Origin of the sequence: Streptomyces luteogriseus, assembly GCF_014205055.1 — a bacterium.
Classification (GTDB): Bacteria; Actinomycetota; Actinomycetes; order Streptomycetales; family Streptomycetaceae; genus Streptomyces; species Streptomyces luteogriseus.
On sequence record NZ_JACHMS010000001.1, the window covers coordinates 1878392 to 1896868 of the forward strand.

At 69.1% G+C, this 18477-nt stretch carries 12 protein-coding genes; 4 read left to right on the top strand and 8 right to left on the bottom strand.

What is annotated here, in order from left to right; translation table 11 throughout:
• Position 1 precedes the first annotated feature (1 nt).
• Positions 2 to 928 (bottom strand): carbohydrate ABC transporter permease, encoded by a 927-nt coding sequence (locus BJ965_RS08430; protein ID WP_184908106.1) that lies wholly within the window; start codon positions 926 to 928, stop codon positions 2 to 4.
• Between the two features lie 42 nt (positions 929 to 970).
• Complete coding sequence (ngcE, locus tag BJ965_RS08435; protein ID WP_184908107.1) at positions 971 to 2425, bottom strand: N-acetylglucosamine/diacetylchitobiose ABC transporter substrate-binding protein; 1455 nt, start codon at positions 2423 to 2425, stop codon at positions 971 to 973.
• Positions 2426 to 2793: 368 nt separating this feature from the next.
• Between ngcE and BJ965_RS08440 the strand changes: the two genes are divergently transcribed.
• Positions 2794 to 6591 carry a GH92 family glycosyl hydrolase gene (locus BJ965_RS08440; protein WP_184908108.1) on the top strand — a complete coding sequence of 1266 codons (3798 nt, stop codon included), beginning with the start codon at positions 2794 to 2796 and terminating at the stop codon, positions 6589 to 6591.
• 20 nt (positions 6592 to 6611) lie between these two features.
• Positions 6612 to 8594, top strand: coding sequence for an alpha-glucuronidase (locus BJ965_RS08445; protein WP_184908109.1), 1983 nt, complete (start codon positions 6612 to 6614; stop codon positions 8592 to 8594).
• Positions 8595 to 8653: 59 nt separating this feature from the next.
• On the opposite strand, the gene BJ965_RS08450 is transcribed toward BJ965_RS08445, so the two are convergent.
• Genes BJ965_RS08450 through BJ965_RS08470 form a run of 5 tightly spaced genes read right to left on the bottom strand, consistent with a single transcriptional unit; the run spans position 8654 to position 15004 of the window.
• Positions 8654 to 10648 carry a beta-galactosidase gene (locus BJ965_RS08450; protein ID WP_184908110.1) on the bottom strand — a complete coding sequence of 665 codons (1995 nt, stop codon included), beginning with the start codon at positions 10646 to 10648 and terminating at the stop codon, positions 8654 to 8656.
• Positions 10645 to 11457: a hypothetical protein gene (locus BJ965_RS08455; protein WP_246545862.1), complete on the bottom strand. Its 813-nt coding sequence runs from the start codon at positions 11455 to 11457 to the stop codon at positions 10645 to 10647. The genes BJ965_RS08450 and BJ965_RS08455 overlap by 4 nt, the downstream gene beginning before the upstream one ends.
• A complete protein-coding gene (locus tag BJ965_RS08460; protein WP_184908111.1) occupies positions 11454 to 13106 on the bottom strand; it encodes an ABC transporter substrate-binding protein in 1653 nt (550 codons plus the stop codon). Before BJ965_RS08460 ends, BJ965_RS08455 begins: the two co-directional genes overlap by 4 nt.
• Before the next feature lie 39 nt (positions 13107 to 13145).
• Positions 13146 to 14018 carry a carbohydrate ABC transporter permease gene (locus tag BJ965_RS08465; protein WP_184908112.1) on the bottom strand — a complete coding sequence of 291 codons (873 nt, stop codon included), beginning with the start codon at positions 14016 to 14018 and terminating at the stop codon, positions 13146 to 13148.
• Positions 14012 to 15004 carry an ABC transporter permease gene (locus BJ965_RS08470; RefSeq protein WP_184908113.1) on the bottom strand — a complete coding sequence of 331 codons (993 nt, stop codon included), beginning with the start codon at positions 15002 to 15004 and terminating at the stop codon, positions 14012 to 14014. Before BJ965_RS08470 ends, BJ965_RS08465 begins: the two co-directional genes overlap by 7 nt.
• A 231-nt stretch (positions 15005 to 15235) precedes the next feature.
• Here BJ965_RS08470 and BJ965_RS08475 point away from each other — a divergent pair, with 231 nt between their 5' ends.
• Positions 15236 to 16270 carry an acetylxylan esterase gene (locus BJ965_RS08475; RefSeq protein WP_184908114.1) on the top strand — a complete coding sequence of 345 codons (1035 nt, stop codon included), beginning with the start codon at positions 15236 to 15238 and terminating at the stop codon, positions 16268 to 16270.
• A gap of 153 nt (positions 16271 to 16423) precedes the next feature.
• On the opposite strand, the gene BJ965_RS08480 is transcribed toward BJ965_RS08475, so the two are convergent.
• A complete protein-coding gene (locus BJ965_RS08480) occupies positions 16424 to 16834 on the bottom strand; it encodes an MmpS family transport accessory protein (RefSeq protein WP_184908115.1) in 411 nt (136 codons plus the stop codon).
• A gap of 580 nt (positions 16835 to 17414) precedes the next feature.
• On the opposite strand from BJ965_RS08480, the gene BJ965_RS08485 reads away from it, so the two are divergent.
• Complete coding sequence (locus BJ965_RS08485) at positions 17415 to 18473, top strand: lytic polysaccharide monooxygenase auxiliary activity family 9 protein (protein WP_030838658.1); 1059 nt, start codon at positions 17415 to 17417, stop codon at positions 18471 to 18473.
• Positions 18474 to 18477 lie beyond the last annotated feature (4 nt).

The following is an 18477-nucleotide window of genomic DNA, read 5'->3' on the forward strand; positions in this document are numbered from 1 at the left end:
ATCAGTACTCCAGCCGCTCGCGACGGCCCAGCCGCATCACCACGGCGGCGAAGGCCAGCGTGACGACGAGCAGGGCGACACCGATGGTGGTGGCGTAGGCGGCCTGCCCGTCGCGGAACGCCTTCTGGTACACGTACAGGACCATGACGGTGGTCGAGTAGTCGGGGCCGCCCGGGCCGGTCGTCATGATCTGCACGACCGCGAACGACTCGGCGCCCAGGGCGAGGATGCCCATGTAGACCCAGCCGGACTGCACCGTGTCCCAGAGGAGGGGCAGGGTGACCCGGAAGAACGTGGTGACGCGGTTCGCCCCGTCCAGGAGCGCGGCCTCGTACATCTCCGCGGGGATGGAGGCCATGCCGGCGGAGAAGAGGACCACGAAGAAGCCGACCGTGGACCAGACGAGGACCGCCATCACCGCCCAGAGGGCGAGATCGGGGTCGCCCAGCCAGAGGGGCTGGACGTCGCCCAGGCCGATGCCGCGCAGGAGCGTGTTGATCGCACCGCTGTCCGGGTTGTACGCGAACGCGAACAGCAGCGCGACGATGGCGATCGAGAGGACCTGCGGGAAGAAGTAGACGATTTTGTAGAAGGAGGAGCCGCGGACACCGGTGACGACCGGGCCGTTTCTCCGTTTTCTGCCGCCTACATTGATCATGAAGGCGAAGAACAGCGCCAGGCTGATCGTCACCACCGGCAGCAGGAGGGCGAACAGCAGGCTGTGCTGCAACGACTTCCAGAAGATGTCGTCATCGAGCATCCGGCTGTAGTTGTCGAAACCGACCATCTTGAATTCGGGGCTCAGGCCGGTCCAGTCCGTGAACGAGTAGTAGATGGACTGGATGAACGGCCAGACCACGAAGAGCGCGTACAGTCCCAGGGGCAGCGCTAGGAAGCCCACGATGAACCGGTACTTGCCGTGCTGCATCGCCACTCCGGTGCCGTTGCGTAAAATGGGTTTCCGTTGCTGTTACTGGTGCTTGTAGTGCTTGATGGAGTCGTCCTTGGCGGCCTCGTCGGCGAATCCCTGGATCTTCTTGATGGCTTCGGCCGGGGTGAGACGGCCGGCCATCATCTCGCCGAGGCCGGACACACCGATCTTCTCCTTCTGCAACTGCACGTACCAGTCCTGCAGACGGGGATTCACCACGTTGTCGCCCGCCTTGTCCAGCGCCGCGACGCCGGATTTGAGACCGGGGGTGAGGGAGATGCCGTCGGTGCCGCCGTTGTAGGCCGTCAGTGACTTCACCTTGCCGGTGAAGTTCTTCGAGGAGGCCTCGCTGAGCATGATGCGCAGCTGCTCCATGCCGCCGGCCGCGTTCTTCGCCTTGGCCGGGACGATGAAGGGCTCGCCGCCGGAGGCCCAGATGGTGCCGAAGGGCATCTTGTCGGAGGAGTCGAGGCCGGTGGGCGCGGAGACGGCCAGGTTGAAGTCGTCGGGGATGACGTTGGCCGACTCGTTCTCCACCCAGGAGCCGTTCGGGATGAACAGCGCCTTGCCCTCGGCCCAGGCGGTCTGCGACTGGATGTGGTCCAGGCCCGGGGTGCCCTTGAGGACGTAGCCCTTCTTGTAGAGCTCGTAGTACGCCTCGAAGCAGGCCTTGACGGCCGGGTGCTTCCAGGCGTTCGGCTCCAGGTTGTCGATCGCGTCGAGGACCTCGCGGCCGCCGACCTTGCCGATCATCGGGTAGAGCGAGAAGGGGATGTAATACGGGTATTTGCCCGCGTACGTCCAGCCCGCCATGCCCTTCTTCTTGGCCTTCGCGCAGACCGCGAGCATCTGGTCCCAGGTCTCCGGGTACTGCTCGTCGAGCGAGTCCAGGGCCTTCTGCGAGTACCAGACGCCGTACACCGTGTAGGCGTAGTACAGGATCCAGACCTTCTCGCCGTCGAACTGGCCCATCTCCACGATGCCGGGGCGCAGCGTGTCACGGACCTTCTTGTCCGGGTCGTCGTAGGAGGGCGCGTCGAGCAGCGGGGTGAGGTCGGTGAGCTGGTCCTTGCCGACCAGGACGCCCATGTCCATCTGCTCGGCGCCGGAGTTGTCGATGAGGTCCGGCGGGGTGCCCTGGTTGAAGCGGGGCTGGAGGGTGGACTGGATCTTCTGGGTGGCGGAGAACTTCACCTTCACCTTGGGGAAGTTCTTCTCGTAGATCTTCACGGCGTCCTCGGCGTACTCCTTGCCGAAGCCGCCGTCGAACAGGACGAATTCCATGCCGGCCGTGTCGTTGACGGCGAGCGGGTTCTTCGCGGTCTTCTTGCCGGCCTTGGCCTTGTCGCCACTGTCGTCGCCGCCGCTGCTGGCGCAGGCGGAGAGGAAACTCATGGTGGGGACGGAGATCAGCCCGAGCGCGGCAGACCTTTTGATCAGATCACGGCGGCCGACACCTTCGGTGCCGTGGTTCTCGGCGGAAGTGGATCCCATGCTCAAGTCCTCGCCTTCTCCAGGACTCAGGCGGTGAACCGGATCCTTCCCGGCACCGCGATCGGGTCAAGCTGGGTCGTGCAGGGAAGTGCGGGTGGTGATGTGCGGATCGGGTGAAGCGTGCGACAGGTATAGTCCACTTCCCGCCAGCGGATCAACATCGAACACAGGGTTGGCCGTGGGTCTTATCCGAGTTGAGACCTCGCGGAAGTATGAGCGGCCTGTGGGTGCTCCGCCGGAAATATCCCGGTCGACGCGCCCGAATGCCACAGGCAACACCCTTGACACTCCCGGCCACTTGGGCAACTACTGGTCCTTGCGCATCGAAGGTGACAACGTTGTCCACTGCGCAGGGAGGGTACCCGTTGATGCAGCGGAAAGCTCGGCACAGATGGGGTTCGGCGGTCGTGTCGGCGACCGCCTTCGCTTTGACCCTGAGTTCACAGGGCGTTGCGGTCGCACGGCCCGTAGCCCCCGAGAGCCCCGACCGGGAGTTCGCGTCCTCGTTCGAGGCGGACGACCCGGTTCCGGACTGGCTGAACACCGTCGACACCACCCCCGACGGCGGCAAACGGGCCTCGGGGGTCGACGGCGGCTACAGCAGCGGCATACCGGGCAATGTGACCGACCAGGTCATCGACGTCCGGGCCAGCGCCGAGAACACGGGCGGCGGCGAGGTGAAGGAGAACCTCGTCGACCTCGAACCGAGCACCAAGTGGCTCGCCTTCGAGCCCACGGGCTGGGTGGAGTTCGACCTGGACAAACCAGTCAAACTGGCGCGTTACGCACTGACGTCGGCCAATGACGCCGATGAACGCGACCCCAAGGACTGGACGCTGAAGGGCTCGGCCGACGGCAAGGAGTGGACGACGCTCGACACCCGCTCCGGCGAGTCCTTCGAAGAGCGGTTCCAGACGAAGACGTACGACCTGGCCGAGCCCGCCGAGTACCGGCACTTCCGGCTGGAGGTCAACCGGAACAACGGCGGCGACATCCTCCAGCTCGCCGACCTACAGCTGTCCACGGGCGGAGCCGACGGGCCCGTCCCACAGGACATGCTCTCCCTCGTCGACCGGGGCCCCAGCGGCTCCCCCACCGCCAAGGCGGGCGCCGGGTTCACCGGTAAGCGCGCCCTGCGTTACGCCGGCCGGCACACCGCCGAGGGCCGGGCCTACTCGTACAACAAGATCTTCGACGTGAACGTGGCCGTGGGCCGGAACACACGGCTGGCCTACCGCATCTTCCCGTCCATGGCGGACGGTGACCTCGACTACGACGCGACGAACGTCTCCGTCGACCTGGCCTTCACCGACGGCACCCATCTGAGCGATCTGCGCGCCACCGACCAGCACGGCTTCCCGCTGACCCCGCAGGGACAGGGCGCGGCGAAGATCCTCTACGTCAACCAGTGGAACGACGTGGAGGCGCGGATCGGCTCGGTCGCGGCCGGGAAGACCGTGGACCGGGTCCTGGTGGCGTACGACTCCCCCAAGGGTCCGGCGAAGTTCCGGGGCTGGCTGGACGACGTGAGCATCGAGTCCGTCACGCCCGAGCGGCCGAAGGCGCATCTGTCGGACTACGCGGTGACGACCCGGGGCACCAACTCCAGCGGCGGCTTCTCCCGGGGCAACAACTTCCCGGCGACGGCGGTGCCGCACGGCTTCAACTTCTGGACGCCGGTGACCAACGCGGGTTCGCTGAGCTGGCTGTACGACTACGCGCGTGCGAACAACGCGGACAACCTTCCGACGATCCAGGCGTTCAGCGCGAGTCACGAGCCGAGCCCCTGGATGGGCGACCGGCAGACCTTCCAGGTGATGCCGTCCCTCGCCTCCGGCACTCCGGAGCTGGGCCGGGAGGCCCGGGAGCTGGCCTTCCGGCACGAGAACGAGACCGCGCGGCCGTACTACTACGGGGTGGGGTTCGAGAACGGGCTGAAGGCCGAGATGGCGCCGACGGATCACGCGGCGGCGCTGCGGTTCACCTACCCGGGCGACGACGCGAGTGTCCTCTTCGACAATGTGACCGACCAGGCGGGGCTGACCCTGGACAAGGAGAACGGGGTCGTCACCGGCTACTCGGACGTGAAGTCCGGGCTGTCGACGGGGGCGACCCGGCTGTTCGTCTACGGCGAGTTCGACAAGCCGGTGAGTGAGGGGTCGTCGGCCGGTGTGAAGGGCTATCTGCGCTTCGAGGCCGACGACCGGACCGTCACCCTGCGCCTGGCGACCTCGCTCATCAGCCTCGACCAGGCCAAGGACAACCTCCGCCAGGAGATCCCGGAGGGCAGGTCGTTCGAGGCGGTCAAGAAGAGCGCCCAGCGGCAGTGGGACCGGCTGCTCGGCAAGGTCGAGGTCGAGGGCGCGACCCCCGACCAGCTGACGACGCTGTACTCCAGCCTGTACCGGCTGTACCTGTACCCGAACTCCGGCTTCGAGAAGGTCGGCGGCAGGCACAAGTACGCCTCGCCCTTCTCCCCCATGCCGAACCCGGACACCCCGACGCACACAGGGGCGAAGATCGTCGACGGCGAGGTGTACGTGAACAACGGGTTCTGGGACACCTACCGGACCACCTGGCCGGCGTACTCGCTCCTCACCCCGTCCCGGGCGGGTGAGCTGGTCGACGGGTTCGTGCAGCAGTACAAGGACGGCGGCTGGACCTCGCGCTGGTCCTCCCCCGGCTACGCGGACCTCATGACGGGCACCTCGTCGGACGTGGCGTTCGCGGACGCGTACGTCAAGGGCGTCGACTTCGACGCGAAGGCGGCCTACGAGGCGGCGGTGAAGAACGCCACGGTCGTACCGCCGAACTCGGGCGTCGGCCGCAAGGGCATGGCCACCTCCCCGTTCCTCGGCTACACGAGCACCGAGACGCACGAAGGCCTGTCCTGGGCGCTGGAGGGCCATCTCAACGACTACGGCATCTCGCGGATGGGCCACAAGCTCTACGAGGAGACCGGTGAGCGGCGCTACAAGGAGGAGTCGGAGTACTTCCTGAACCGCGCCCGGGACTATGTGAACCTCTTCGACGCGAAGGCCGGGTTCTTCCAGGGCCGCGACGCCGAGGGCGACTGGCGGGTGGAGTCCTCGCAGTACGACCCGCGCGTGTGGGGCCACGATTACACCGAGACCAACGGGTACGGCTACGCCTTCACCGCCCCGCAGGACAGCCGAGGTCTGGCGAACCTGTACGGCGGGCGCAAGGGCCTCGCCGACAAGCTCGACGACTACTTCTCCACGCCGGAGACCGCCTCCCCCGAGTTCGTCGGCTCGTACGGCGGGGTCATCCACGAGATGACCGAGGCGCGGGACGTCCGGATGGGCATGTACGGGCACTCCAACCAGGTCGCCCACCACGCGATCTACATGTACGACGCGGCCGGGCAGCCCTGGAAGGCGCAGAAGAACGTCCGCGAGGTGCTGTCCCGGCTCTACACGGGCAGCGAGATCGGGCAGGGCTATCACGGTGACGAGGACAACGGCGAGCAGTCGGCCTGGTTCCTGTTCTCCTCGCTCGGCTTCTACCCGCTGGTGATGGGCAGCGGCGAGTACGCGATCGGCTCGCCCCTGTTCACCAAGGCGACCGTGCATCTGGAGAACGGGCGCGAACTGGTGGTGAAGGCGCCGCGGAACAGCGCGAGGAACGTCTACGTGCAGGGGTTGAAGGTCAACGGCCGGACCTGGACCAAGACCTCGCTGCCGCACTCCCTGATCGCCAAGGGCGGTGTACTGGAGTTCGACATGGGCTCGCGGCCGTCGTCCTGGGGCACGGGCGAGCATGCCGCGCCCGTGTCGATCACCCGCGACGACGAGGTGCCGGCGCCGCGTGCGGACGTGCTGAAGGGTGACGGCGCCCTGTTCGACGACACCTCGGCGACGGACGCCGCGGTGACCTCCGTGGACCTGCCGGTCCCGAAGGGTGCCGAGGCCGTCCAGTACACGCTGACGTCATCGGCGGACCGAGCGAAGGCACCGGCCGGATGGACGCTCCAGGGCTCCTCCGACGGCACCACCTGGCGGACGCTCGACCGGCGCTCCGGGGAGTCCTTCGCCTGGGACCGGCAGACCCGCGCGTTCTCCGTGAGGCAGCCGGGTACGTACGAGAAGTACCGCCTGGTCCTCGACGGCGAGGCCACCCTGGCGGAGGTCGAACTGCTCTCCTGAGCAGCCTAGTTGGGGGTCCGATGCCGCTTCCCGTGCCCGTCCTGCCCGAAGGGGTCGACCCGGCCTGGCTGCCGCCCGCCGCCTTCCGGGCGGTCGGCGGCCGGCGGACCATGATCCGGGGATCGGGTCCCCTGGTGGAGACGGTGCACGGGGAGCTGGCCGAGGCCTGTCGGCGGTTCGGGGGCCGGGCCGTACGGGACGCCGTGCCGGACGGCGCGTACGACCTGGTCCTCGGCCTCGGCGGCGACGACCTCGGCGACGAGGGCTTCGCCTTCGCCCGCGAGGACGGCACGACGACCGTCACCGCCTCCGATGGACGCGGCCTGCTCTACGGCCTGTTCCACGTCGTCCGTCTCGGGGAGGCGGCCTTCACCGGCGCACGGGCACGGGAGGTCCACCGCCCCGCGCTCGCCCTGCGTATGCTCGACCACTGGGACAACGTGGCCGTCCACCCGGTCATGGGCCAGGTGGAGCGCGGGTACGCGGGTGGCTCGCTGTTCTGGGAGGACGGCAGGGCGCGGCGCGAACTCGACCGTGTGCGGGCGTACGGCAGGCTGCTCGCGGCGTGCGGGATCAACGCGATCTCCGTGAACAACGTCAATGTGCATGCGGCCGAGGCGCGTCTCCTCACCGACCGGATCGGTGAAGTCGCCGAGATCGCCGGGGCGCTGCGCCCCTACGGCGTCCGCACCCACCTGTCGGTCTCCTTCGCCGCGCCGATCACGCTCGGCGGGCTGCCCACGGCCGATCCGCTGGACCGGACGGTGCGCGGCTGGTGGGCCGAGGCGACCCGGCGGGTGTACCAGGCGATCCCCGACTTCGGCGGGTACGTGGTGAAGGCCGACTCGGAGGGGCAGCCGGGGCCGTTCGCCTACGGCCGCAGTCACGCCGAGGGCGCGAACCTGCTGGCGGCGGCGCTGGAGCCGTTCGGCGGCACGGTGCACTGGCGGGCCTTCGTCTACGACCATCGCCAGGACTGGCGGGACCGCACGACGGACCGGGCCCGGGCCGCGTACGACCATTTCGTGCCGCTGGACGGGGAGTTCGCGGCCGGCGCCGTGCTCCAGGTGAAGCACGGGCCGATGGACTTCCAGGTCCGGGAGCCGGTGTCGCCGCTGCTCGGGGCGATGCCGCGGACCCGGCTGGCGGTGGAGCTGCAGGTCACCCAGGAGTACACCGGGCAGCAACGGCACGTGTGCTGGCTGGGGCCGATGTGGAGCGAGGTCCTGCGGTTCCGGCACGAACAGGGGCTGTCGGTGGGTGAGGTGGCGCGGGGCGGGCTGGTCGCCGTGTCGAACGTCGGTGACGACCCGTTCTGGACGGGGCATCCGCTGGCGCAGGCGAACCTGTACACCTTCGGGCGGCTGGCCTGGCAGCCGGACGCCGAGCCGGGCGCGGTGCTCGACGAGTGGATCGCCCTCAGTTTCCCGGACGCCCTGGAGGGGCTCACGGGCGGGCTGCACGCCGTGCTGGACGGTTCGTGGCGGACGTACGAGAAGTACACCGCTCCCCTGGGTGTGGGTTTCATGGTGCAGCCGGGGCATCACTACGGGCCGAGTGTGGACGGGTACGAGTACAGCCCGTGGGGGACGTACCACTTCGCCGACCGGGAGGGCGTCGGGGTCGATCGCGGTGTGGCGAGCGGGACGGGGTACGCCGGGCAGTACGGCAAGCCGTGGGCCGAGCTCTACGAGTCGCCGGACACCTGCCCGGACGAGCTGCTGCTGTTCTTCCACCATGTGCCGTACGGGCATGTGCTGAAGAGCGGGAAGACCGTGATCCAGCACATCTACGACACCCACTTCGAGGGGGTCGAGGAGGTGGAGGAGGCCCGGGCGGTGTGGGGTTCGCTGACCGGGCTGGTGGACCCGGCGCGCCACGCCCGGGTGGCCGAGCGCTACGAGGAGCAGCTCCGCAGTGCCCGCGAGTGGCGCGATCAGGTCAACAGCTACTTCTTCCGCAAGTCCGGGGTGCCGGACGGGCGGGGGCGGCTCATCCACTGACGGACGAATCCGCTGACGGGCGGAACCCCTGGCAGGGCGGATCCGCTGGCAGAGCGGACCTACTGAAGGATCGCCACGCCCAGCGGGTCGAGCTCCAGGGGTTCGCCCTGGCCGGTCCGCTTGCCGGTGAGCAGGTCGGTGAAGGCGGCGTGGGCGGTCAGACGGGCCGGTTCGGGGGCGTGGTTGAGGAGGAAGAGCAGGCGGGTGCCGTCGGGGGCGACCCGGGTGGCGGTCTCCACCGCCGGGTGGTCCGCGTAGGGGCCGAGCAGGTCGTGGCGGGTCAGGATCCGGCGGACCACCTGGTCGACCCCTTGCTGATCGAGGGCGGTCGCGACGTACCAGGCCTCGCCGGAGCCGAACCGGTTGCGGGTCACGGCCGGGGTGCCGGCGTAGAAGTCGGTGCCGTAGGTGGCGACCGTCTCGGCGCCGCGCGGCAGCACGATCTCGAAGACGAGCCGGGCCTGCGCGCCCAGTTCGGGGACGGTCTGGGCGAACTCCGGTGGGCGGGCGTCCCATTCGTCGACGCGGATGCCCATCAGGCGGGCGAGGGGGCCGGGGACGTCGGTGAGGAAGGCCCGGTCGTGTTCGTCCACGCGGCCGGAGAGGAAGGTCGCCAGGACCGCGCCGCCGCGGGCGGCCACGGCTTCCAGGCGGGTGGCGAGGTCGCCCTTGACCAGGTGCAGGGCGGGGGCGAGGACCACGTCGTAGCCGGTGAGGTCGGCGGTCTGGGGGATCACGTCCAGGTCGGCTCCTGCCTCGCGGGCGGCCCGGTAGTAGGCGTGGACCACGTCGGGATACTTGACCAGCCGGGAGGGACCGTCGGAGATCTCCAGGGCCCACCAGCTGTCCCAGTCGAAGAGGAGCGCGGTGCGGGCGGGGGTACGGGCGCCGAGGGTGCGGGCGCCCAGGGCCTCCAGTTCCCCTCCCAGCTCGGCGACTTCGCGGAAGACGCGGGTGTCGTCGCGGCCCGCGTGGCCGACGACGGCCCCGTGGTACTTCTCGCAGGCACCGCGGGAGGCGCGCATCTGGAAGTAGAGGGCGGCGTCGGCGCCGTGGGCGACGGCCTGGAAGGTGGCGAGGCGGAGCTCGCCGGGCCGCCGGAGCGGGTTGACGTCCCGGCAGGCCGTCGTCGAGGGGGTCTGCTCCATCAGCCAGAAGGGGGCGCCGTCCTTCAGTCCGCGCATCAGGTCGTGGGCGAGGGCGGGCCGGGTCGGCGGGGCGTCCAGGGGCGGGTAGTTGTCCCAGGAGGCGAAGTCCAGGTGGGGAGCCCAGCGGTGGTAGTCGAGGGGGCGGAAGAGGCCCATGAAGTTGGTGGTGGCGGGCGTGTCCGGGTCGTGGGCGCGGATCGCCTCCTTCTCGGCCAGGAAGCAGCCGAGGAGGGCGTCGGTCGTGAAGCGGAACCAGTCGAGGGTGATGCCCTGGAACGCGGTGTGGTCGGGACCGCGCCAGTGCTCGGTGAGGGCGCTGGGCGGTTCGATCTGGTCCCAGTCGGTGTAGCGGTGGGACCAGAAGGTGGTCCACCAGGCGTCGTTGAGGGCGTCGAGGGTGCCGTGCCGGTCCCGGAGCCACGCCCGGAACGCCTCGGCGCACAGGTCGCAGTAGCAGGCGCCGCCGTACTCGTTGTTGATGTGCCAGGCGAGCAGGGCCGGATGGCCGGCGTACCGTTCGGCGAGGCGCGAGGCGAGAGCGGTGGCGTGCTCCCGGTACACCGGTGAGCCGGGGCAGAAGGTGTGGCGCTGGCCGTAGCGGTGCCGGCGGCCCTCGAAGTCGGTGCGGTTGACCTCGGGGTGTCTCGTCGCGAGCCAGGGTGGGAGGGCGGCGGTTCCGGTGGCCAGGCACACCCGGCGTCCCTCGGCGGCGGCCCGGTCCAGGATGCGGTCCAGGATCGTGAAGTCGTAGGTGTCCGGGCCCGGTTGGGTGACGGACCAGGTGAAGACGCCGACGGTGAGCGTGTCGATTCCGGCCCGGGTGAACAGGCGGTGGTCCGCGTCCCAGACCTCCTGGGGCCACTGCTCGGGGTTGTAGTCACCGCCGTAGCGGATCTTGTGCGTCATGCGGTGAAGTCCCTCCGCGTCTCGCCGATCACGGTCCGGCTGCCGTGCAGCAGGGACAGCAGCAGCGGGGCGGCCAGCAGGGCGGGCAGGGCCTCGGTGAGCAGGCCGGCCGACGCGGCCGTCAGGACCAGCAGGGAGGCGGCGGCGAGGGTGGCGCGGCCGTGCCGGACCAGGAAGTGGGCGGCGAGGCGGGCGGTGTCCCGGGTCCGGAAGACGAAGAGGGACGTGAGGACGAGGGCGTGCGCGCCCCAGAGGAGGGAACCCACGCCGATCGCCCCGAGCAGCAGGGCCCACCAGCCGGGCAGGCCGGTGGCGGCGAAGTGCGTGAGGGTGAAGGCGATGACCGTCAGCCAGGCCAGCAGGGGCGCCCACAGCTTCAGTGCCGGTACGGCGTTGAGCCGCCAGCCGCGCAGGTAGGCGCGGGCCGGGTGCAGTTCGGTCAGGTCGCGGCTGCGGTGGTGGAGGGCGTAGAGCGCGGCGGACAGGGCCGGTCCGAGCGGCAGCAGGCACAGGGCCGCGAGGGGGAGGTTCGCGGGGTCGGGGCCGAGCAGGAGCAGTCCGGCCAGGCCCGGGGAGGCGGCGAGGAGGAGCAGTGCCTCGGTGGTCAGGAGGGTGTGGACGAGGGCGGAGGCGCGGGAGAGGGGGCCGGTGCCGAAGCCGGAGGTGCGCGAGAGGGTGCCGGAGCCGGAGGTGCGCGAGAGGGTGCCGGAGCCGGAGGTGCGCGAGAGGGTGCCGGAGCCGGAGGTGCGCGCGGTGATCGTGCCGGCGACATCCGGCCCGGCGGTCGCCGTTCGTCCGCCCGGGATCATCCGTTCTCCTTCATGAACCGCTCGTACGCCTTGTTGTGCAGGTCGACGAGTTGCTGCATGTTCTTCGACTTCAACTCCGCGAGGAACGCGTCCCATTCGGACATCGGCCGTTTGCCGAGGACGAACCGGAGGGTGTTCTGGATGACGGCGTCCTTGAGCGGCGTCTCCCAGAGGGTCGCCTGCTCCTGCTCGAAGGACTGGAGCGGGTGGGCCGGGTCGACGGGCAGTTCCTTGCGCCGGGACATGACGTCCTGGAACTTCTTCTCGTCCGGGCTGAAGCTGGAGGAGACCAGCTCCCAGCTGCCGCCGTAGGTGAACACGCCGTTGAAGAAGCCGTAGTCCTTCTGGAGGTCCTTCGGGGCGTCCGGGTCGGAGCCCATCAGCGAGATCCCGGGCTTCGGCGTGTACGTGCCGCCGGACTCGGTGTACGTGACGCCCCTGACGCCCCACTTGCAGAACTTCTGGCCCTCGTCGGAGTACCAGAGCCAGTCCACGAACTGCATCATCGCGACGAAGGTGTCGCTCTTGAGAGCCTTGCTGGAGATCATGATGCCGTTCTCCAGCCGGATGCCGCTCAGCAGAATCGGTCCTGCCGGTCCGAGGGGTACCGGGACCATCTCGATCTTCGAGCCCTTGACCTGCTTGCTCAGGTTGTAGCGGTAGTTCTGCACCAGCTCCTGCGGGTTGGCGCTGATCGCATAGGACTTCTGGGCCAGCAGCTTCTGCACGGCCTGGTCGTCCTGCTGGGTGAAGCTCTCCGGGTCGAGCAGCTTCTCGGCGACGATCTTTCTCAGGTACTCGACCATCTGCCGGTAGGCGTCCTGGGTGGCGGTGAAGAGGAACTTCCGCGCCGTGGTGTCGAAGCTGATGTTGTCGTACGCCCAGCCGGCCTTCACCCCGTAGGCCTGGCCGAGGTACTGGAACAACGCCCCGCACGGGAACGGGGTGTTGGTGCTCCAGCGGTCGGTCCAGGGGTATGTGTCGGGGTACTCGGCCTTGAGCGCCTTGAGGACGTCGTACACCTCGTCCCACGTCTCCGGCAGCGTGAGCCCGTGCTTGTCGAGGATGTCCGTGCGGAACGAGAGCGAGTAGCCGGACCTGGGCTTCTCGTGCAGGCCGGGCAGGAGGTAGTACTTGCCGTCGGACTGGCGGATGGAGTCGAGCTCGGGCTCGAGACCCCACTTCTTCACCTTGTCCCGGAAGTTGGGCATCAGGTCGACGTACTCGCTGACCGGGAGGATCGCCCCCGAGGAGACGAAGGCGACCTCGCCGGGGTGGTACGTCTTCGGGATGATGAAGGGGGCGTCGCCCGAGCCGATGAGGACACTGCGCTTCTTCTCGTAGTCGGCCAGCGGGACGTCGAGCGGCTTGATGGTGATCCCGGTGCGCTTGGTGACCTCCTTCCAGAACAGCCAGCCGTCCTTGAGGGGGTAGACCGGGTTGTCGTTGTGCAGCATCGAGAAGGACAGCGCCTTGGAGGCCTTGAACTGCTGGCCGGGCTGGTAGTCCTTCATCGCGCCGTTCCGCTTCTTCGTGAGGTCCTTCGCATCGCCGCCCTCGTCGCCGCCGCAGCCGGTCAGGGTGGCGAGGCCGATGAAGCCCGCGGCGGCCAGAATCTGACGCCGGGACAAATCTCCTGCGTTCTGCACGGGAACTCCTCTGGTTCGTGGGCGGGATGAGGGGGGACGTCAGCCCTTGACCGCGCCGAGCATCACGCCCGAGACGAAGAAGCGCTGGAGGAACGGGTACACGCAGAGGATCGGCAGCGCGGTGAGCACGATCGTGACCGCCTGGATGCTCGCGCCCACCTGACTGAGCTCCGCGGTGGCGGCACCCGCGTTGCCGCCTCCGGTGGCGCCCGCGATGAGGTTGCGCAGGTACACGGTGACCGGCATCAGATCGGAGTGGTCCATGTAGAGGAACGCGCTGAACCAGGAGTTCCAGAAGGACACCGAGTAGAAGAGCACCATCGTCGCCACGACCGCCTTGGACAGCGGCAGCACGATCCTCAGCAGGACGCCGTAGGTGCTCAGGCCGTCGATCTGCGCGGCCTCCTCCAGTTCCGTCGGCAGGCTCTCGAAGAAGGCCTTCATCACCAGCAGGTTGAAGACGCTGATCGCGTTGGGCAGGGCGATCGCCCACACGCTGTTCTTCAGGCCGAGGCTGGTGACCAGGATGTAGTTCGGGATCAGGCCGCCGGTGAAGAACATGGTGAACACGGCGATGCCGACGAGCACGCCGCGCCCCTTGAGCTGCTTCTTCGACAGGACGTAGGCGTAACAGGTCGTCAGGACCATGGCGATCGCCGTCGCCACGACCGTGTAGAGCACGGTGTTGCCGTAGTTCCGCCAGAACATCGCGTCCTGGAACACGATCTTGTACGTGGTGAGGTTGAACCCCTTGGGCCACAGGGTCACCTCACCGGCCCGGATCTGCCGCTCCCCGCTGAAGGACCGCGCGAGGATGTTGACGAACGGGTAGAGGGTGACCAGCACGACGAGCGTGAGGACCACCCCGTTGACGCCCTGGAAGACCCGGTAGGAGCGGCTCGGCTTCACCACAGGCTGGTCCCCACTGTGCGGCGCGAGAGCGTGTTGGCGGAGGTGATCAGGACCAGGCCGATGACCGCTTCGAACAGGCCGATGGCGGCGGCGTAGCTGAAGCTGCTGGACTCGACACCGGCCCGGTAGACGTAGGTCGAGATCACGTCGGCGGTCGGGTACGTCAGCGGGTTGTACAGCAGCAGCACCTTCTCGAAGCCGACCGCCATGAACGTGCCGACGTTGAGGATCAGCAGCGTGATCATGGTGGGCCGGATCCCCGGCAGGGTGACGTGCCAGATCTGCTGCCAGCGGTTGGCACCGTCGATGCGGGCGGCCTCGTACAGGTCCTCGTCGATCGTGGTGAGCGCGGCGAGGTAGAGGATCGTGCCCCAGCCGGCGGTCTGCCAGATCTCCGAGCCGACGTAGAGGGCGCGGAACCACTGGGGTTCCTGGATGAAGCGAACCGGGTCGTGGCCGAGCAGGCCCAGGACATGGTTGACCGGGCCGTCGCTCGCCAGCATCTGCAGGGTGATGCCGGCGACGATCACGATCGACAGGAAGTGCGGCAAGTACGACACCGACTGCACGAACCGCTTCAGGGAACGCCTGCGCACCTCGTTCAGCAGGAGCGCCAGCACGACGGGAATCGGGAAGCAGAAGACGAGGGTGAGCCCGCCCAGCCAGAGGGTGTTGCGGAACACCTGCCAGAAGGTGGGGTCGCTGAGGAACATCCGCACGTAGCGCAGCCCCACCCAGTCCTCGCCGAAGAGGGAACCGCCGGGCTCGAAGCGCCGGAAGGCGATGACGTTGCCGATCATCGGCAGATAGCGGAAGACCAGGAAGAACAGCAGCGGCAGGATCGCCAGCGAGTACAACCGCCAGTCGCGGCGCAGCGCCCGCCGCCAACTCGTCCGGGCGTTCGCCCGCTTGCCGCGCCGGGGGGCGGCCCGGGCCGGAGGCTGGTCCTGGGTGCCCGGCGGGGCCGATGTGGTGGACGTGCTCATTGCTCGGGCCTCCCGTGGGCGTGGGACGCGGAACCGAAACTTTCGAGCGCTTACCGGTAACTCCGCGGCAACCTAAGGGCAGCAGAAAGCGCTGTCAATGGGTACGGCGGTCCTCGGACGGGACGCCTGGGGCGCGTTGGAACGCCGTCGAAGCTGGGTAGACCCCCGGGGCGACCACCCCTCCCGCACCGCAAGTTTCTGTATGACAACCGACTCCTGCGAGGTGCCGCCGTGCCCGCGTTCGACCTGCCGCTGCCGGAACTGGAGTGCTACCGCCCGGACATCGAGGAACCCGCCGACTTCGACGCATTCTGGCGGGACACCCTGAAGGCGGCCGGGGAGACGGACCCGGTGGTGTCGGTGCGGCCGGTCCAGACGGGTCTCCGGCTGACGCGTATTTGGGACCTGACGTTCCGGGGCTTCGCGGGCGACCCGGTGCGGGCGTGGTTCAGCCGGCCGGCCGGGAGCGGTGAACCGCTGCCCGCCGTGGTCGAGTTCGCCGGGTACGGGCGCGGACGCGGCCTTCCCCATGAGCGTCTGACGTGGGTCAACGCCGGGTACGCGCATCTGCTCATGGACAACCGCGGTCAGGGCGACCAGTACGGGTGCGGCGGTGACACACCCGATCCGCACGCCGTCGCGCCGGGCGGGCCCGGTCCTGCGGTGCGGGGGCTGCTCGCCGCCGAGGACTACCACTACCGGCGTCTGATCACGGACGCGGTCCGCGCGGTCGCGGCGGTACGGGGACTGCCCGGCGTCGATCCGGAGCGGACCGTGGCGGTCGGCAACAGCCAGGGCGGCGGGCTGGCCCTGGCGGTCGCGGGGCTCGTCCCGGACCTGACGGCCGTCCTGGTCACCGCTCCGCTCCTGTGCGGCATCCGCCGCGCCCTGGACCTCACCGACGCCGGCCCCTACGGCGAGATCGCCGCCTACCTCTCCGTCCACCGGGGCGCCGAGGAGGCGGCCTGCCGCACCCTCTCCTACGTCGAGGGCGTCTCCTTCGCCCGGCGGGCGCAGGCCCCGGCCCACGTCGGAGTGGGGCTGCGGGACACGGTGTGTCCGCCGAGCGGGGCGTACGCCGCCTTCAACCGCTATGCCGAACTGACCGGTACGCAGCCGCGCAAGGAGATCCACGCGTATGCGTTCAACGGGCACGAGGGGGGCGAGGCTGTGCAGGTGCGGCGCCAACTGAACTGGCTGCGTGCGGTGTTGGACGAGCCGGGTGACGTCGGCGGGGGTTCGCGGTCAGTGTCCGGGGCGGGTTGACCTCGTGGTGAGGCCTCCTGGGCCGCGAGGTGTGCGGCCGGCCCGAGCACCTGCGTGGCCGGAGTCACTCAAGTCCACGGCGCAGCGCGCGTTCGGCCGGCACGACGGTGGCGCAGGCCTCAAAGCCGCGCCATCCCGCCGTACCTCCTGGCATCACTCCGTGACCGGGGACTCCGCGGTGCAGCCGCCGGCGGTCACCAGGCCTTCGGCGCTCTGCTCCTCGAGCACCTTGCCCTTGTGGATGATCTTGCAGGTGACCTGGGAACCCTCGGGGTCCGTGGCGACCGGGATGACCGCCGCGGGCATGATGCCGCGCAGGGTGACCGTCTTCTTCCAGGGCAGCTCGGGCTTCGACACGGACTCGACCTTCGGCTCCATGGCCTTGCCACCGCCGCCGTGGAAGTCGATCGAGTCGATGTTCTTCCCCGTGACCTCGTAGGTGACCTCGTAGGTCTCGTTCACCGCCTTGTCGACCTGGTCGACCGCCTCGGAGCAGGAGCTCAGGCCGAGCGCGAGAGTGCCGACTGCGACGGAGCAGACGACTGCACGAAGAGCGCGGTTCACGTGGATCCCCCCGGATCATGATGGTCGGATCCGCAGCCAACCGCAAAGGGAAGGCAAAGTCAACTTGCTTTGCCCGGCGGCCTCTTGGGCCGGGGACGGGCGATGACACCTGCCTGCGCCCGCGCCTCTTCCCAGGTGAGGCACCACGTGACGAGCCGTCCCCGCATCCGGAGTCCGCGAGTACGGCGGAGTGAGCGCGCACTGCGGTCCGGGACGGTGGAGGCCGTGGGCACCGGTGTCCCGGAGTCCCTCGTGGGCCGCAAGGTGGTCGGTGCGCCACCCGAACGGGCCCCGTCCCCCGGGCCCGCACCACGCGACGGGCGCATCCCCCTCACCGGCCGCCGGGCCCCACGGTCGGCACCCTTTCGCCCGAGGCGTTCGCCCGGGCCGTTTACATCTGCGCCGCCGGGCGCTAACTTCCGCAACAGGCGGGGTGGGAGCGCTCCCATCACGGTGGACCGGAACCCGCCCTCGAGTCGCTCCCATCCCGCGCATCCAGGCACACACATCCGCAGGTCCGACACCCCCACGAACGGATGATGCTGTCATGATCCTGACAAGAAAGCCGGGAGGATCCGCGATGCCCCGATCAGCGCTCCCCACCCGGGCCAGAGCCCTCTTCCTCGTGCTGCTCTCCCTCCTCGTCACCGTCCCGGCCCTAGGCCTGGTCATGACGGCCGGTGGTGAGGCGGAGGCACACGGCACCCCCATGAAGCCCGGCAGCCGCACCTTCCTGTGCTGGCAGGACGGGCTGACCGACACCGGTGAGATCAAGCCGGTCAACCCCGCGTGCCGCGGCGCGCAGCAGGTCAGCGGTACCACGCCGTTCTACAACTGGTTCTCGGTGCTCCGCTCGGACGGCGCCGGCCGCACCCGGGGCTTCGTACCGGACGGCGAGCTGTGCAGCGGCGGCAACACCAACTTCACCGGGTTCAACACGCCCAGCAAGGACTGGCCGCTGACCCATCTCACCTCGGGGGCGACGGTCGACTTCTCGTACAACGCCTGGGCGGCGCACCCGGGTTGGTTCTACGTCTACATCACCAAGGACGGCTTCGACCCGACCAAGACGCTCACCTGGAACGACATGGAGGCCCAGCCCTTCCTCTCGGTCGACCACCCGCCACTGAACGGCTCCCCGGGGACGGTCGAGGCCAACTACTCCTGGACCGGCAAGCTCCCGGCCGCCAAGTCGGGCCGCCACATCATCTACATGGTCTGGCAGCGCTCGGACAGCCAGGAGACCTTCTACTCGTGCTCCGACGTCGTATTCGACGGTGGCAACGGCGAGGTGACCGGCATCAAGGAGCCGGGCAACCCCTCCGAGCCGGTGCCCGGCACCTGCACGGCCACCCGCAGGACGACCGGCACCTGGAACGGCGGCTACCAGTCCGAGGTGACCGTCACCAACACCGGCACGGTCCCGATGCTCGGCTGGATGGTCGACTGGACACTCCCGGCGGGCCAGAAGGTGGACAGCCTGTGGAGCGGCAGCGCGACCTACAACGGCCAGGCGGTGATGGTCCACAACGCCAACTGGAACGGCTCCCTGGCCCCGGGCAAGAGCACGACGTTCGGCTACGTCGTCTCCGGTTCGGGGGCTGAAAGCACGAGCAGTCCGCCCTGCCGGGTGGGCTGAACCG

What these genes read in the sequence shown, in the direction of transcription:
- BJ965_RS08430 (WP_184908106.1), bottom strand. Translation starts at nt 928, where the DNA reads ATGCAGCACGGCAAGTACCGGTTCATCGTGGGCTTCCTAGCGCTGCCC.
- ngcE (WP_184908107.1), bottom strand. Translation starts at nt 2,425, where the DNA reads ATGGGATCCACTTCCGCCGAGAACCACGGCACCGAAGGTGTCGGCCGC.
- BJ965_RS08440 (WP_184908108.1), top strand. Translation starts at nt 2,794, where the DNA reads ATGCAGCGGAAAGCTCGGCACAGATGGGGTTCGGCGGTCGTGTCGGCG.
- BJ965_RS08445 (WP_184908109.1), top strand. Translation starts at nt 6,612, where the DNA reads ATGCCGCTTCCCGTGCCCGTCCTGCCCGAAGGGGTCGACCCGGCCTGG.
- BJ965_RS08450 (WP_184908110.1), bottom strand. Translation starts at nt 10,648, where the DNA reads ATGACGCACAAGATCCGCTACGGCGGTGACTACAACCCCGAGCAGTGG.
- BJ965_RS08455 (WP_246545862.1), bottom strand. Translation starts at nt 11,457, where the DNA reads ATGATCCCGGGCGGACGAACGGCGACCGCCGGGCCGGATGTCGCCGGC.
- BJ965_RS08470 (WP_184908113.1), bottom strand. Translation starts at nt 15,004, where the DNA reads ATGAGCACGTCCACCACATCGGCCCCGCCGGGCACCCAGGACCAGCCT.
- BJ965_RS08485 (WP_030838658.1), top strand. Translation starts at nt 17,415, where the DNA reads ATGCCCCGATCAGCGCTCCCCACCCGGGCCAGAGCCCTCTTCCTCGTG.